At 70.7% G+C, this 13233-nt stretch carries 15 protein-coding genes and 1 pseudogene; 6 read left to right on the top strand and 10 right to left on the bottom strand.

Annotated features, from left to right (window positions below):
* Positions 1-37 precede the first annotated feature (37 nt).
* Complete coding sequence (locus BLP38_RS00965) at positions 38-958, top strand: EamA family transporter (RefSeq protein ID WP_091351795.1); 921 nt, start codon at positions 38-40, stop codon at positions 956-958.
* Here the strand turns inward: BLP38_RS00965 and BLP38_RS00960 are convergent, their stop codons facing one another.
* The 3 genes from BLP38_RS00960 to BLP38_RS00950 form a co-directional block, all read right to left on the bottom strand.
* The gene (locus BLP38_RS00960) at positions 959-1648 is read right to left on the bottom strand and encodes an esterase/lipase family protein (RefSeq protein ID WP_091351794.1); all 690 of its coding nucleotides are present in this window, start codon (positions 1646-1648) and stop codon (positions 959-961) included. It lies immediately after the preceding gene.
* Positions 1645-2430: an alpha/beta fold hydrolase gene (locus BLP38_RS00955; RefSeq protein ID WP_091351793.1), complete on the bottom strand. Its 786-nt coding sequence runs from the start codon at positions 2428-2430 to the stop codon at positions 1645-1647. The genes BLP38_RS00960 and BLP38_RS00955 overlap by 4 nt, the downstream gene beginning before the upstream one ends.
* A 78-nt stretch (positions 2431-2508) precedes the next feature.
* Complete coding sequence (locus tag BLP38_RS00950; RefSeq protein ID WP_091351792.1) at positions 2509-2796, bottom strand: DUF1905 domain-containing protein; 288 nt, start codon at positions 2794-2796, stop codon at positions 2509-2511.
* A 58-nt stretch (positions 2797-2854) separates the two neighbouring features.
* Here BLP38_RS00950 and BLP38_RS00945 point away from each other — a divergent pair, with 58 nt between their 5' ends.
* Positions 2855-3619 (top strand): alpha/beta fold hydrolase, encoded by a 765-nt coding sequence (locus BLP38_RS00945; protein ID WP_091351791.1) that lies wholly within the window; start codon positions 2855-2857, stop codon positions 3617-3619.
* A gap of 42 nt (positions 3620-3661) precedes the next feature.
* A pseudogene (locus BLP38_RS00940) lies at positions 3662-4364 on the top strand (hypothetical protein).
* A 100-nt stretch (positions 4365-4464) separates the two neighbouring features.
* On the opposite strand, the gene BLP38_RS00935 reads toward BLP38_RS00940, so the two are convergent.
* Genes BLP38_RS00935 through BLP38_RS00925 form a run of 3 tightly spaced genes read right to left on the bottom strand, consistent with a single transcriptional unit; the run spans position 4465 to position 7569 of the window.
* Positions 4465-5337 (bottom strand): PPK2 family polyphosphate kinase, encoded by an 873-nt coding sequence (locus BLP38_RS00935; protein WP_091351790.1) that lies wholly within the window; start codon positions 5335-5337, stop codon positions 4465-4467.
* 56 nt (positions 5338-5393) lie between these two features.
* Positions 5394-7172 (bottom strand): 2-succinyl-5-enolpyruvyl-6-hydroxy-3-cyclohexene-1-carboxylic-acid synthase, encoded by a 1779-nt coding sequence (gene menD / locus BLP38_RS00930; protein WP_091351789.1) that lies wholly within the window; start codon positions 7170-7172, stop codon positions 5394-5396.
* Between the two features lies 1 nt (position 7173).
* Complete coding sequence (locus tag BLP38_RS00925) at positions 7174-7569, bottom strand: PLD nuclease N-terminal domain-containing protein (protein WP_091351788.1); 396 nt, start codon at positions 7567-7569, stop codon at positions 7174-7176.
* Between the two features lie 76 nt (positions 7570-7645).
* Between BLP38_RS00925 and BLP38_RS00920 the strand changes: the two genes are divergently transcribed.
* On the top strand, positions 7646-7936 hold the full coding sequence (locus BLP38_RS00920) for a DUF4229 domain-containing protein (RefSeq protein ID WP_091351787.1): 291 nt from the start codon (positions 7646-7648) through the stop codon (positions 7934-7936).
* Between the two features lie 3 nt (positions 7937-7939).
* Here the strand turns inward: BLP38_RS00920 and BLP38_RS00915 are convergent, their stop codons facing one another.
* From BLP38_RS00915 to BLP38_RS00905, 3 genes are read right to left on the bottom strand one after another with little or no spacing between them, the layout of a single operon-like run.
* Positions 7940-8920: a 1,4-dihydroxy-2-naphthoate polyprenyltransferase gene (locus BLP38_RS00915; RefSeq protein ID WP_091351786.1), complete on the bottom strand. Its 981-nt coding sequence runs from the start codon at positions 8918-8920 to the stop codon at positions 7940-7942.
* Positions 8921-8931: 11 nt separating this feature from the next.
* Complete coding sequence (locus BLP38_RS00910) at positions 8932-10107, bottom strand: AMP-binding protein (RefSeq protein WP_091351785.1); 1176 nt, start codon at positions 10105-10107, stop codon at positions 8932-8934.
* A 9-nt stretch (positions 10108-10116) separates the two neighbouring features.
* On the bottom strand, positions 10117-11019 hold the full coding sequence (locus BLP38_RS00905) for a 1,4-dihydroxy-2-naphthoyl-CoA synthase (protein WP_091351784.1): 903 nt from the start codon (positions 11017-11019) through the stop codon (positions 10117-10119).
* Positions 11020-11114: 95 nt separating this feature from the next.
* On the opposite strand from BLP38_RS00905, the gene BLP38_RS00900 reads away from it, so the two are divergent.
* Positions 11115-11528 carry a glucose-6-phosphate dehydrogenase gene (locus tag BLP38_RS00900; RefSeq protein ID WP_091351783.1) on the top strand — a complete coding sequence of 138 codons (414 nt, stop codon included), beginning with the start codon at positions 11115-11117 and terminating at the stop codon, positions 11526-11528.
* A 6-nt stretch (positions 11529-11534) separates the two neighbouring features.
* Here BLP38_RS00900 and BLP38_RS00895 read toward each other — a convergent pair whose 3' ends face one another.
* Positions 11535-12287 (bottom strand): hypothetical protein, encoded by a 753-nt coding sequence (locus tag BLP38_RS00895; protein WP_091351782.1) that lies wholly within the window; start codon positions 12285-12287, stop codon positions 11535-11537.
* 44 nt (positions 12288-12331) lie between these two features.
* Here BLP38_RS00895 and BLP38_RS00890 point away from each other — a divergent pair, with 44 nt between their 5' ends.
* Positions 12332-13225, top strand: a complete 894-nt coding sequence (locus BLP38_RS00890; protein WP_091359386.1) for a zinc-ribbon domain-containing protein — start codon at positions 12332-12334, stop codon at positions 13223-13225.
* Positions 13226-13233 lie beyond the last annotated feature (8 nt).

Below are 13233 nucleotides of genomic sequence, written 5' to 3'. Positions count from 1 at the left end.
TCGACCATATCGCTAAGCAGTGAGCTATATTGACTAAGTGCTTAGCAAAACCACGTCGGCCGTCGCGATAACGGCAGTCGCTCCGATCCTCTGGGGCACGACGTACCTCACGGCGACGACGCTGCTCATCGCGGACCATCCGGTCCTCACCGCGACGGTGCGCGCGCTGCCCGCCGGCATCCTGCTCCTCACCATCGGACGGCGGCTCCCTCGAGGCTCGTGGTGGTGGAAGTCGGTCGTGCTCGGCGCGCTCAACATCGGCGGTTTCTTCGCCTTCCTCTTCATCGCCGCCGACCGGTTGCCCGGAGGAGTCGCGGCGGTGGTCGGGGGCATCCAGCCCCTGCTGGTCGCGGTGCTCGCCTCTCGCCTGCTCGCCGAGAAGCTGACGGGGCGGGTCGTCGCCGCGGGGATCGCCGGGGTGACCGGCGTCGCGCTCATCGTCCTGCGGGCCGCGGGCGGGCTCGATGCGATCGGCGTCGCGGCCGCCCTGCTGGGTGCGGTGTCGATGGCGCTCGGAGTGGTGTTGACGAAAGCCTGGTCGAGCGAGCACCCGCCTCTCGTGGTCACCGCATGGCAGCTCGTCGCCGGCGGTCTCATCCTCGCCGCGCTCGTCGCAGTCTTCGAGCCTCTCCCCGAGCAGCCGCCCACGCTCACCAACATCGCCGGTTACGTCTACCTCACCCTCATCGGCACCGCGCTCGCCTACGCCCTCTGGTTCCGCGGGATCGCCGCACTGCCAGCACGGGTTCCAGCCTTCCTCGGACTCCTGAGCCCGGTCGTGGCGCTCTCGATCGGCGGCCTCATCGCGGGAGAGACCCTCACTCTGACGCAGGGCTGCGGCGTCGTGCTGGTGTTCGCCTCCGTCGCTGCCGTGATCGGCGGAGTGTCAGGACGGGGCCGGCGTCTCACGGGCATTCCCACCAACCCAGATGCTGGGTCGGCTGACCTTCACAAGTGATCACCGTGCGGCTTGCGGTTCCTCGGACAGATTGATCAGTTCCGCGATGACGCGGGGATGCGCCAGCACGCGGAAGTGCCCTCCCGTATCCAGCCGGACGCTCTTCGCGGCGCCCGGGAGCTCGCTTCCCTCGGGGATGTGCGGATCGAACTGCCCGTAGACCGACACGATGCGGCCGTTCACCTCGTGCTCCTTCGACAGGGCGACGATCGTCGCGCTCCGGGGCGAGAAGATGCGCAACGAGGGGAGGACCATCACACGGCCGTAGCGCGATCCCCCGAAGGGTGTCGCCACCGCGAGCATGCTGTCTATCCGTCGCTCGTCCGTGTCCCGGACCATGGCGCGTTTGCCGACGAGGCCGCCCTTGCTGTGCGCCAGCAGGACGCATCCGTGCAGGTCGTGCTGGGCGAGGTACTCGACCACGATGGCCGAAGCTTCGTCGACGGGACGTCGGTTGCGCCGCAGGACGGGCAGGACGTGCACGGGATGCCCCCGCTCATGCATCGCCGTGATGAGCGGGGTCATGAACCGCCAGGTCTCGTACACGCCGGGGAGGATCACCACGGGAGTCAGGTCCCCGGTCGTGAACTCCCGCGGATCGGTGCGGCCGAGCGCGGCGTTCACCTGCCACCGGAGTGCGTAGAGGTAGTCGCGCACCCACCATGCGGCGTTGCGGAGGAGTCGCATCATCGCCGGACCCCGGGCACCGGCGGTGTCCGTGCCGCAACGAAGGCGGTGATCGCGTCGGCGGCATCCCGCGGCGCCCTGTCCTGGACGACGTGGAACCCTCCCGGGATCTCCGCGACGGCCGCATCCGGAGCGGCGGCAGCCAGCCTGCGGCACCACGCCCCTCCCGCGACGGGATCGCGTGCGCCACGGAGCACGAGCAGGGGCAGCGAGAGCAAACGCACGCGATCCTCCAGGGGGTAGGCGAGCATGTGCCGGAGCTGTCGCGTGTACCAGGGGATGCCGCAGCGGACGTAGTCGCTGAGCACGAGCCAGTTCGCCCTCGGCGTCTCACCGAAGGTGTCCAGAGCGAGCGCGCGGGCCTGCGCGAAGGCCGTCCGGTGGCGATCGTCGACGACCGGGCCCATCGCGACCACATGAGTAATGAGATCGGGACGTTGGATCGCCAGCTCGACGACCCACTGACTGCCCATCGAGTGCCCCACGGCGACGACGTCCTGAAGACCCAGACGGTCGAGCAGTCCCGCGATCGCCGCCGCCATCGCGGGGACGTCGAGGTCTTCGCCCGGCTTGGGGGCCCCTCCGAATCCGGGCAGGTCGATCGACACGACCGACTCGGTACGCGCGAGTTCGGCGTGAAGCCGACGCAGGTAGCGATGCGACATCCCGATGCCGTGCACCAGCAGGATGGTCCGCGTCGTAGCGGGGCCTCGCGAGCGCACGATGCGAAATCGCCGTCCGTCGACCGTCGCATCCTCCGCGGTCGCAGCGTCTCGACGTCTCATGCGCCCTTCCCTCCCCCGCCCTGCCGACCGGGATGCATCACGCTATCCGCGCGAGGAGGGCTGACGCCGGGGGTTGACCTATGTGAGGCGACGGGTCAGACGAACGGTGACCGTGTCGCCGATCCCCTTGCCGAGTTTCTTGCGGACCGCCGCGTTCAGGGACACCATGTGGCCACCGGTGCCCGTCACCATCAGCCCGACGTTCGGCATCTCGACGGCGTCGACGGTCAGGTCCACCCGGACAGAGCGGCCGGTGCCGAAGAACTCAGCCGAGCCCGGCATCTCGACGCAGGCCCAGGTTTCGCCCTTCACCTCCACACCGATCGGTGCGGTGAAGGTGTGGTCGAGCGCGATGGGTTCGATCATGCCCCTCAATCTACGGGGATGTCATCCCGTGCCGTTGTCGCGTCGCTAGCCTCGACCCATGACCGTCGTCCTCCTGCACGGCTGGCCCGGACTCCCCTCGGACTACGACCAGGTCGTGGCCCACCTGAGCGGGGAACAAGTCATCGTCCCCGACCTCGCGGGGTTCGGCGCGGGATTCACCGGCACGTCGCCCGCATTCGATGCGACCGCCGCTGCGCACGCCGGCCGGCTCCTCTCCCAGCTCGACGAGGCCGGTGTCACCGGGGGCGTCGTCATCGGCGGATACGACATCGGCAGCCGCATCGCTCAAGCAGCCCTCCGCGCCGACCCCGACCGGTTCGACGGCGCGGTGCTGACGCCTGCCTATCCGGGGATCGGCGACCGTGCGGCATCCCCCGCCCTCGCCTCGACCTTCTGGTATCAGCACTTCCACCGCGAACCCGTGGCCGCGGCCCTCATCGACGGCGACGAGCGCGCCGTCCGGACGTACCTCACCTACATCTGGGAGACGTGGCGAGCGGATGCCGCTCCTCCCCCGCACCTCGACGAGATCGTCGCGGCCTACGCGCGGCCGGGGGCTTTCGCCGCGAGCCTCGAGTGGTACACCGCCAACCGGGGATACTCAGCGGACGAGGGCCCGATCACGGTCCCGACGACGATGCTCTGGGCCGAGCACGACCCGCTCTTCCCAGTGGAATGGGCGGACAACCTCCCCCAGCACTTCTCGGACGTTCACCTCGAGGTCGTGCCGGATTCCGGGCACTTCGTACCGGTCGAACGACCGGATGCCGTCGCGAAGGCCATCCGCTCCCACCTGCGATGAACGGCTCGAGTCGATGTCGGAGGTTGGTGCGAGGGTGGAGGCATGACGGAAGCGATGGAAACCCCCGATGGCGAGGCGTATACCGCCGCCGTCGCGGGCATCGTTGCGGACGTCGAGGACGTGGGCCGCCGGATCGCTGCGGGGCAGATCGCGGAGCTTCGCGTGCTGGCCGCTGCGGGGCGGCTGGCGGACGAGCAGGGCGCACCCCGCAACGCGAGAGTCCCGGTGCACGACATGGTGCTCCGGTCGATCTCTGCGGAGGTCGCGGGGGTGATGCGGCTCACCGACCGGGCGGTTCAGCGTCGGATCGGGGAGGCGCGGACGATCATCGAGGGATTCCCCGCGTCGGTCGCCGCGTGGGAAGCCGGGCGGATCGTCCGGGGGCACGTGAAGGCGATCGTCGACGCCGGGCTGAACCTGCCCGCGAAGTTGTGGGCCGAGTTCGAAGCCATCGCCATCGAACGGTGCGAAGGCGAGACCCCGAACCGAGTCCGGGGTGAGCTCGAGATCCTTGCGCACCGGATGCACCCGCGGACGTTCGCGGAACGCCACGAGGAACCTCGCCCACCTCTGCCAACGGCATCATTCGATGAAGCAATTCACCGCCTGGCGGGTGCGACAACTCTCGGGTGGAGTCCTCGAATGGACCTCACCCCTCGGCAGGACCTACAGAGAAGACGCACCCACCCCGGCCGTTGCCTTCACCCCTGCCACAACACACCCCGGAGACCCGGCACCCTTCTGACGACACACCCGCAGAGCGCCATCGTGTACCGATGCGGGCGAGGCGAGATCGTCCGACCCGCCGCTCTCCCAGAGACCGCCGTGGTGCGCGATGTCGGCGCTCACGTCGCAGCGAGCCGCGCCTTCTCGGCCGCCACATCGAAGTCCGCCGCGGGCCACTGCGGGTCGATACGCTCCAGGACGTCGATCAGCAGCGCCTGCACCGCGAGCCGGGCGTACCACTTGGCGTTCGCGGGAACGACGAACCAGGGCGCCTGGTCCGCCGACGTCCGCTCGAAGAGCGTCTGGTACGCGTCCATGTACGCCGGCCACAGCTCGCGCTCGTCGACATCGCCGGGGTTGTACTTCCAGTGCTTGTCGGGGCGCTCGAGCCGCTCCGCCAGCCGCGACTTCTGCTCGTCGCCGGAGATGTGGAGCATCACTTTCACGATGTGCACGCCACGGTCCGCGAGGCGCTTCTCGAAGTCGACGATCGCTCCATAGCGTCGCTCGATCTCGTCCGCCGGGGCGAGCTGCCGGACACGTCCGATCAGGACATCCTCGTAGTGTGATCGGTCGAAGACGCCGATGTACCCCGGCTCGGGCACCTCCTTCTCGATCCGCCACAGGAAGTCGTGCGCCAGTTCCTCCGGCGTCGGCTTCTTGAACGCCTTCAGGTGCACGCCCTGCGGGTCGGTGGCGCCGATGACGTGCCGGACGATACCCCCCTTGCCTGCCGAGTCCATCGCCTGAAGGACGAGCAGAACCGACGGGGAGTCCGGCTGCGTCCGGCTCTGGGCGTACAGCCGCTCCTGCAGCTGATCGAACTGCGCCGCCGCGGCGGCCAGGTCGGCCTGGCCCGCCTTCTTGCCCTTGCCGTACCCGGGCGTCGAATCGGGATCGACGTCCGCCAGTCGGAAGCCCGATCCGACCCGCAGCAGCGTGGTCGGCGAGGTGGTCCAGTGGCCGCCGGAAGGGTGAGGCGTCGCAGTCATGCCGCTCATCCTGCCGTGCGGCGACGCGCGACGCGACGGTCTTGCGGATGCCGGCGCTATCGCTCCAGCGGGACTTCGATGATCTGCCGCCCGCCGACCGGCGACGTCAGCGCCTGATCGAGAGCACCGCGCGTGGTGACCCGCCGGTACTCCCACCCGTACGCTCTCGCGAGTTCTTCGATGCGCGCGGTCTGCGGCGTGTACTGGACCCGGTCGAACGCCGCGGACCCTGCGACTCCCGCGACCTCGAGACCGTCGAAGATGGTGCCGCCGCCGTCGTTCCCGACGACGACCTGGATGCGCGGCTCCGCTTCGGCCGACGGATGCAGGAGCGCCCCGACGTCGTGCAGGAACGCGAGGTCGCCGAGCAGGACCCGGGTGACCCCGGGCGTCGCGCCCCGCTGGGACGCCGCCGCGATGCCGAGACCCGTCGCGATGGTCCCGTCGATCCCGGCGAGACCGCGGTTCGCATGAACGGGCACCTTCTTCCCGCCCAGGATCGCGTCGGCCACCCGCACGAGACGGGACGAGCCGAACAGCAACCGGTCATGCGGCCAGGTCGCGCGCCAGAGTGCGTCGACGAGGCCTGCCCGGTCGAGCGGTGCACGGATCGCCCCGAGTTCGGCGGAGATCGCCCCCAGCCGCTCGGCGGGGACGGCCGACGCCAGGGCATCGGCGTCAGGAGCGGCGGGACTGAGATCGACGATCTGATCGCGTGACGCACGCATCCAGGCGCCCAGCCAGTCCCGATCGCCCCTCTCTGCAGCCACGGCATCGACCGGCAGCGTCGCCCCGTTGAGGTTCAGGTTCTCCCCCGGTCCGCGCACGGCGAGGACCTCGACGTCGTCGCGGCTGAGCAGGCGGGCGACCTCGCGGCTCAGGGTGGGGTGCCCGAAGACGACGACGCGTTCGATGCGCCCGCCGAGATCGGGATCGGACAGCAGACGGCGGTAGCCGTGCACGAGGTGTCGTCCGTAGCGTGCGCCGCTGACGATCTCGGCGATGAGGGGGAACCGGCCGTCATGCGCGAGCTGTTCGGCATCCGCTCCCGCATCGGCACCTGCAACAATGACCGTCCGCGGGCCCGCCTCGAGCACGACCGGCTCGGACTCGGCGGGCTCGACTGCGGCACCCACGCCGCCGCCGCCCTGGTAGTGCGCGCCCCATTCCGCTTCGACGGTCTCCTCCGTGACGGATGTCTCGGATGCCGGAGCATCGACCGGCGCCGACGGGAGCCACGCGGGCACCTCACCGGCGAGCGGCTCGCGGAAGGGGACGTTGAGGTGCACGGGGCCGGCGACGCGGGATCCGGCGCCGACAGCGGCATCCCACCCTTCGTCGGCCGCGGCTCGGAACGCGGCGACCTCGTCGGCGTCGAAGGAATCGGCCCGTAGCTCGGCCACCGGGAGATCGGCCTCGAGCCGCACGAACCCGGAGAACATCCCGGGCTGCCGCGTGGCCTGATTCGCGCCGATGCCGCGGAGCTCCGGCGGACGGTCGGCGGTGAGCAGCAGCAGTGGCACACCGGAATGGTGTGCTTCCAGGACGGCGGGGAGGAGGTTCGCGACCGCTGTACCCGACGTGCAGACGACGACGGCCGGCATCCGGTCCTCACGACCGATCCCGAGGGCGGTGAAGCCCGCGACGCGCTCGTCGATACGGACGTGGAGGCGGACGAGCCCGCGCGCTTCGAGCTCGGCGGCGACGAGCGCGAGCGCCTGCGACCGCGACCCGGGTGAGAGGACGATGTGGCGCAGCCCGCGCTCCACGAGTCGAGTGAGCAGCGCCGCCGCGGCATCGGTCGCCGGCGCGCGCCCGGGTCCGGCAGTCGTCATGTCAGGAACGCGAGCCGCGCGACTGTTCGTCCGTGTCGTCGTCCGACTGCGGATCGACGGGTCGATCGCGCGGGTCGGGAGACTCGGAGTCGAGAGCGGCCAGTTCCTCCTCGAGGCGGCGGATGCGCTCGTCCTGATCGCTCGAGGTCCCGATACGACCGAGGAAGTCGGGATCGTCGTCGGGCGCTCGGAAGGTCACGCGCTGCGACGACGCGCGAGCGCGACCGATCACGAACCAGAGGATGCCGCCGACGACGGGAAGGAGGATGACGATGAGCAGCCAGATCGGCTTGCTGACCCCGCGATGACGGGTGGGCGGCTGCAGCGCGCAGTCGACGATGCTGTAGACCCAGAAGGCGGCGAACAGCAGCGCCAGAATCAGATACACGCGCGCCATTCCTCCATCCTAGGCGCGCCGTCGCGCCCTGAGGCGGCGCGGCTGCCGCTCAGACTGGCGGCCGTAGAATGGGCGCATGCGTGCTCGGTCCGCCTTCGTCTACGCGCTGCTGCGGCTGCTCGCCTTCTTCGTCCCGTTCGGGATCATGATGCTGTTCCCCGTGCTCCGCGAGCAGTACTGGCTCGCCGCGATCTTCTCGGCGCTCATCGGCCTCAGCCTCTCGATGCTGTTCCTCCGCCGCCCGCTCGACGACGTCTCGATGGGGATCGCCGAGCGCCGCGAAGCGCGCCGTCGCGCGAACAGCGATGAGGCGGTCGAAGATGCGTTCCGCGATGAGGATGCCGCGTCCGACGGCACCGTCCGCTGACCGTCAGACTGCGACGTACGCCCAGAGGATGAACCCGCTCCACGCGAGCGACGCGATCGAGCTGAGCTGGAGCGCGACGATCAGTTCGCGCGGTGTCCGGTACGTCCAGACGATGAGGGTGGCCGACAGTGTCACCAGCAGCACGAGCAGCGACAGCCACGCGACCGGGTAGACGAGGCCGAGGACCGGCACGACGGCGAACGGCACCAGCATGAACACCGTGTAGAGCACCTGCGACCCGCGCTTGCCGATGAGGACCGTCAGGGTGCGCTTGCCCGCGACGCGATCCTGGGCGATGTCGCGCAGATTGTTGGTGATCAGCACGCCGCACGCGAGGGCGCCGACGGCGATCGACGGAACCCACGACTCCTGGGGGACCGAACCCGCCTGCACGTAGGTGGTCCCGATGGTGGCGACCGGGCCGAAGAAGACGAAGACGAACAGCTCGCCCAGGCCGAAGTACCCGTAGGGCCGTTTGCCGCCGGTGTAGAACCAGGCGGCGACGATGCAGACGACGCCGACCGCCAGCATCCACCACAACTGCGTGCGGATGACCACCGCGATGCCCACCAATGCCGCGATCGCGAAGAAGATCAGCGCGGCCGTCAGGACGGCGCGGGGCGTCACCCGACCCGACGCGGTCAGGCGCGTGGGGCCGACACGGTGGTCGTCGGTGCCGCGGATGCCGTCGCTGTAGTCGTTCGCGAAGTTCACCGCGATCTGCAGCGACACTGCGACAGCGAGGCAGCACAGCGCGAGAACCCAGTGGAACCCGGCACCGACGGCGACCGCCGCGCCCGTGCCCACCAGGATCGGACTGATCGCGAGCGGCAGGGTCCGAAGGCGCGCCGCACCGATCCAGTCGCGGGCGGTGACCGGGGCGGGCTTCGGCGGCGCAGACGACATGCGCGCCTTCGCCGGGTTGCCACGCGGCGCGGTGCGCTTGGCGGCAGGCTTGCGGGAGGTCTTTCGGGATGCGGCCACGAGCAAGGATCCTATTCCCCGCGCGACGCCGGCTCCTCGTCGTCCGCGAGCAGACGGCGCAGGAGCGCGCGATCCGGCTTGCCGGTCGAGGTCATCGGCACCTCATAGAGCACGAGCAGCTCACGCGGTCGCGCGGGTGCACCGATCGCGGCTTCCACCACGCTCCGCAGCTCCGCGAGAAGGTCGGGTTCCGTGTGCCCCGCGAGTGCGCGGCGCGCCAGGACGACGACGGATGCCTCGCCCCACCGCTCGTCGCGCGTCGGCACGACGACCGCTTCCTCGAGCCCCCCGATCGCACGAACGGCCTGCTCGACACGATCGAGCGAGACGTTCACGCCCCCCGACACGATGACGTTGTCACGGCGACCCGTGATGCGCAGGACCCCGTCGTCGAACGACCCGGAATCGCCGGTGCGGTACCAGCGCGCGCCGTCGGCGCCGCGGACGAACGTCTTCGCCGTCCGCTCGGGATCGCCGAGGTAGCCGTCGGCGAGGGTCGGGCCGCCGAGCTGGACCTCGCCGTCCTCGATGCGCGCCCGCACGCCCTCGAGCGGCCGCCCGTCGTAGACGCACCCTCCGCTCGTCTCGGTCGACCCGTAGGTGCGGACGATGCGCGCGCCGAGCGCGGCGGCGCGGTCGGCGAGCGCGGGCGGCAGCGCCTGCCCGCCGACGAGCACGGCGTCGAACGAGGCGAACGCTCGGGCGACCGCGGCATCCGTCTCTCCCGCCTCGACCAGGGTCTGCACCTGAGCGGGGACGAGAGACGTGTACGTCGGCACGCGGTGGCCGCCCTCGCTCGCGGCCATCGCCGAGGCGGCCGCCGTGAAGGTCTGCGCCGTGAACGAGCCGGCCAGGATCGCCGGGTCGCGACCGGCGACGAGCGCCCTCACCATCACCTGGACGCCGGCGACGTAGGTCGCGGGGAGGGCGAGCAGCCACGACCCGCTGCCGATCCGTTCCGCCGTCGCGAGCGCCGACGAGGTCAGTGCCGACCGGCTGAGGGCGACGGACTTCGGGTACCCGGTCGATCCGCTCGTCGTGACGACGACGGCCGTGCCTGCGGGGACGTCGGTCGGGAGATCGGATGCCGCACCGAGGGCGACCGCCGGTCCCGCGCCGAGCACCGCGGCACGGAGCGCGCGGAGGACGTCACGCGGATCCGCGGAATGGAGGCGGCTCAGCTGCATGGTGCGGACTCAGTAGTGGTACGGGTACGGCGACCAGTCCGGATCGCGCTTCTCGAGGAAGGCGTCGCGCCCTTCGACGGCCTCGTCGGTCCCGTAGGCGAGACGCGTCGCCTCGCCTGCGAACACCTGCTGGCCGACCATGCCGTCGTCGATCGCGTTGAAGGCGAACTTCAGCATGCGGATCGCGGTCGGGGACTTGCCGAGGATCGTCCGCGCCATCGAGATGGCCTCGCGCTCGAGCTCGGCGTGCGGGACGACGCGATTCACCGCGCCCATCTCGTAGGCGCGCTGCGCGGAGTACTCCTCGGCGAGGAAGAACACCTCGCGGGCGACCTTCTGACCGACCTGGCGAGCCATGTACGCCGAGCCGTAGCCGGCGTCGAACGAGCCGACATCGGCGTCGGTCTGCTTGAACCTGCCGTGCTCGGCACTCGCGATCGACAGGTCGCAGACGATGTGCAGCGAGTGCCCGCCGCCCGCAGCCCACCCCGGGATGACGGCGATGACGACCTTCGGCATGAAGCGGATGAGGCGCTGCACCTCGAGGATGTGGAGCCTGCCCGCGCGCGCCGGGTCGGGGGTCGTCGCGTCGTCGGCGGCGTACGTGTAGCCGTCGCGGCCCCGGATGCGCTGGTCGCCGCCGGAGCAGAACGCCCAGCCGCCGTCCTTCGCGCTCGGGCCGTTGCCGGTGAGCAGCACGACGCCGACCTTCGGGTCCTGCCGGGCGATGTCGAGCGCGCGGTAGAGCTCGTCGACGGTGTGCGGCCGGAAGGCGTTCCGGACCTCGGGACGATCGAACGCGATGCGGGCGATCCGTCCGTCGGTCGAGACGTGCGCGGTGATGTCGGTGTAGCCCTGGGCGCCGGGCGCCTCGGTCCACTCCGACGGGTCGAAGAGCTCGGAGACGGTCACCCGGCCAGCCTACGCGCGGGGCCCACGCGGGCTCCGATCGTGCGAAGCTTGTAGGGCGGTCCTCACCCCCGACGAGGGCTGCAGAGAGACCCCGCATGAAGATCACGAGATCATCCGACTGGCGGGACGCTCTTCCGTTCGAGGTCCCCGTCCTCGCCGCCGACGCCGTGCCCGGCGAGCCGACGCGCTGCGTGAGCTGCCCCGCAGGCAGCGAGCCGCGGGAGCGCACCGAACTGTGGGCCGTCAAGCACCGGCATCCCAACAATCACGCGGGATTCGTGCGCTACTACTGCGCCGAGCACGCCCCCAAGACCGCGCCGCCGCCCCCGCCGTCGGTGGCTCGCCCGGGCAAGGCCCGCGGCACCGCACCGAAGCCGCGTCCCGAGCGGACCGTCGCGCCGAAGCGCCCCGCGGCGTCGCTGGACGTCGTCCGCGCCATGTGCCCGAACTGCTTCGTCGAGGTCTCCGCGACCGGCGAGTGCGGCATGTGCGGCCAGCAGGTGGCCTGAGCCCGATCAGGGTTCGGTCGGCTCGACGTCCGTACCGTGGAGACGCCACCACTGTTCGATGTGATCCACCGCGATCGCCGGGAGCAAGCCAGACGACGTCGTGCGCAGCCCAGGTGCGTCCGACAGCCGCAGACTCTGGAACGCGAAGATCCGATCCCCTTCCACATCCAGCCGGAGGTACGGCTCGTCGCCGTCGCGCAGCTCGAGCCGCTGTCCTTCGTCGCTGGGGGTGGAGACGACGCCGTCGCACGCGGCGACGGCATCGATGAGCGGGGCCTTCTGCGCCGCGGCGGATGAGTCGAAGCGCCAGGCCGACATGCGGTAGACGAATTGATCACCCTTCGTGCTGCGTCCCGATACCGAGGCCTGGATCTGGGAAGCCGCACCCGCCGCGAACATGTGATCGGTGGGTGCGAGGTACGCGGAGACGCCGTCCCGCGCCACCTGCGGAGCGCACAGCGCGTTGACGGCCTCCGTTCCGGCGGGCGCGCAGGCGCCGTCGCCGCGTTCGAAGAGAGCGACGCCGGCGGTGTACTCGGGACCGCGTTCCACCCCCGGCATCCCGTCGAGCGATTCTTCGACCGGCAGGGCCGCATCGCCCCCGCGGGTGCAGGACGAAGCGTCCGCCTCGCCATCGACGACGACGCGCGTCGGCGCCGGCCTCGGTGACTCTTCCGACTCGAGGCTCGCCGTGGAGACGCAGCCGGTGAGGACGATGACCAGGGCGAGGACGACGGAAAGGCCACGAAGTGCACGCATCTCCGCAGTATGCCGTGTCCGAGCCCTCGCCTACCGTCGGCACCGTGACGGAACCGGTGCGGTGGTGGTGGGAGCGTCGTCAGTTCTCGCGCGGCACCGATGTCCCTTACGCCGTCGGGACGTACCGGTCCACGTGGGCCGCGTATCCGGAGCTCGTCCGGCAGTACCACCCGGACCTCAATGGCGGCATCGTCCTCTCGCAGATCCCGCCCGCCGCAGACGTACTCCTGTGCTGGGAATGCTCCGCAGGCCATCGGTTCGCTGCGACGCCGACCGAGCAACGCGAACGCCCGGGACGCGTGCGACGCCGGTCGGCCTGGTGCCCGGAGTGCTCTGCGCTCGCGGCGCCTCGCCCCGTGAGGGTCGTCGAACGCATCGACGCGGGCGCGGCTCTCGCCGCCGTGCAGCGGGCGAAGGCGGTGCGGATGCCGGTGGCCCCCGCTCCGGCTCCGGTGCGCAAGCGTTCCGCTCCAGCCCTCTGCGAGAAGACCCCGGACCTCCCGGCGGGTGAGCCGTTCGTCAGCGCCTGCGCTCCCCCACCGGCATCCGCTGCCGAAGCGCGGCTACGGGCGGACCTGAGCGCCGCGATCCTGTTCAGCGAAGGGATGACGGCGGTCCGGGTTGCGCGGCCGTTCTTCCGCCACCGGGAGGTGTGGCCCGACATCCTGCTCCCCGAGCTGCGGGTCGCGGTCGAGTACGACACCCCCGGACGTCACGGCCTCGAGCACGTCGGCACACGGGAGACATCCGACCGGCGCAAGGATGCGCTGCTGCGCGCGGCAGGCTGGGAGGTCGTGCGGGTGCGCACGGGCGGACTCGAACCGCTCGGGCCGCACGACGTCGTCCTCCGGACCGCGGGGACGCGAACGGTCGGCGCGATCGTCGACGCGCTCCGCGAGATCCGGGGCGCGTTGTTGGTCGATGCCTATCTGCGGTGATGTGCGGT

This window comes from Microbacterium sp. LKL04 (assembly GCF_900102005.1).
Lineage (GTDB): Bacteria > Actinomycetota > Actinomycetes > Actinomycetales > Microbacteriaceae > Microbacterium.
The sequence above is the reverse complement of the archived record's forward strand: the minus strand, read 5'-3'. Positions and strand labels throughout refer to the sequence as shown.

Coding starts and splice junctions, on each gene's coding strand:
- BLP38_RS00960 (WP_091351794.1), bottom strand. CDS start 1,648: ATGATGCGACTCCTCCGCAACGCCGCATGGTGGGTGCGCGACTACCTC.
- BLP38_RS00955 (WP_091351793.1), bottom strand. CDS start 2,430: ATGAGACGTCGAGACGCTGCGACCGCGGAGGATGCGACGGTCGACGGA.
- BLP38_RS00950 (WP_091351792.1), bottom strand. CDS start 2,796: ATGATCGAACCCATCGCGCTCGACCACACCTTCACCGCACCGATCGGT.
- BLP38_RS00945 (WP_091351791.1), top strand. CDS start 2,855: ATGACCGTCGTCCTCCTGCACGGCTGGCCCGGACTCCCCTCGGACTAC.
- BLP38_RS00935 (WP_091351790.1), bottom strand. CDS start 5,337: ATGACTGCGACGCCTCACCCTTCCGGCGGCCACTGGACCACCTCGCCG.
- menD (WP_091351789.1), bottom strand. CDS start 7,172: ATGACGACTGCCGGACCCGGGCGCGCGCCGGCGACCGATGCCGCGGCG.
- BLP38_RS00925 (WP_091351788.1), bottom strand. CDS start 7,569: ATGGCGCGCGTGTATCTGATTCTGGCGCTGCTGTTCGCCGCCTTCTGG.
- BLP38_RS00920 (WP_091351787.1), top strand. CDS start 7,646: ATGCGTGCTCGGTCCGCCTTCGTCTACGCGCTGCTGCGGCTGCTCGCC.
- BLP38_RS00910 (WP_091351785.1), bottom strand. CDS start 10,107: ATGCAGCTGAGCCGCCTCCATTCCGCGGATCCGCGTGACGTCCTCCGC.
- BLP38_RS00900 (WP_091351783.1), top strand. CDS start 11,115: ATGAAGATCACGAGATCATCCGACTGGCGGGACGCTCTTCCGTTCGAG.
- BLP38_RS00895 (WP_091351782.1), bottom strand. CDS start 12,287: ATGCGTGCACTTCGTGGCCTTTCCGTCGTCCTCGCCCTGGTCATCGTC.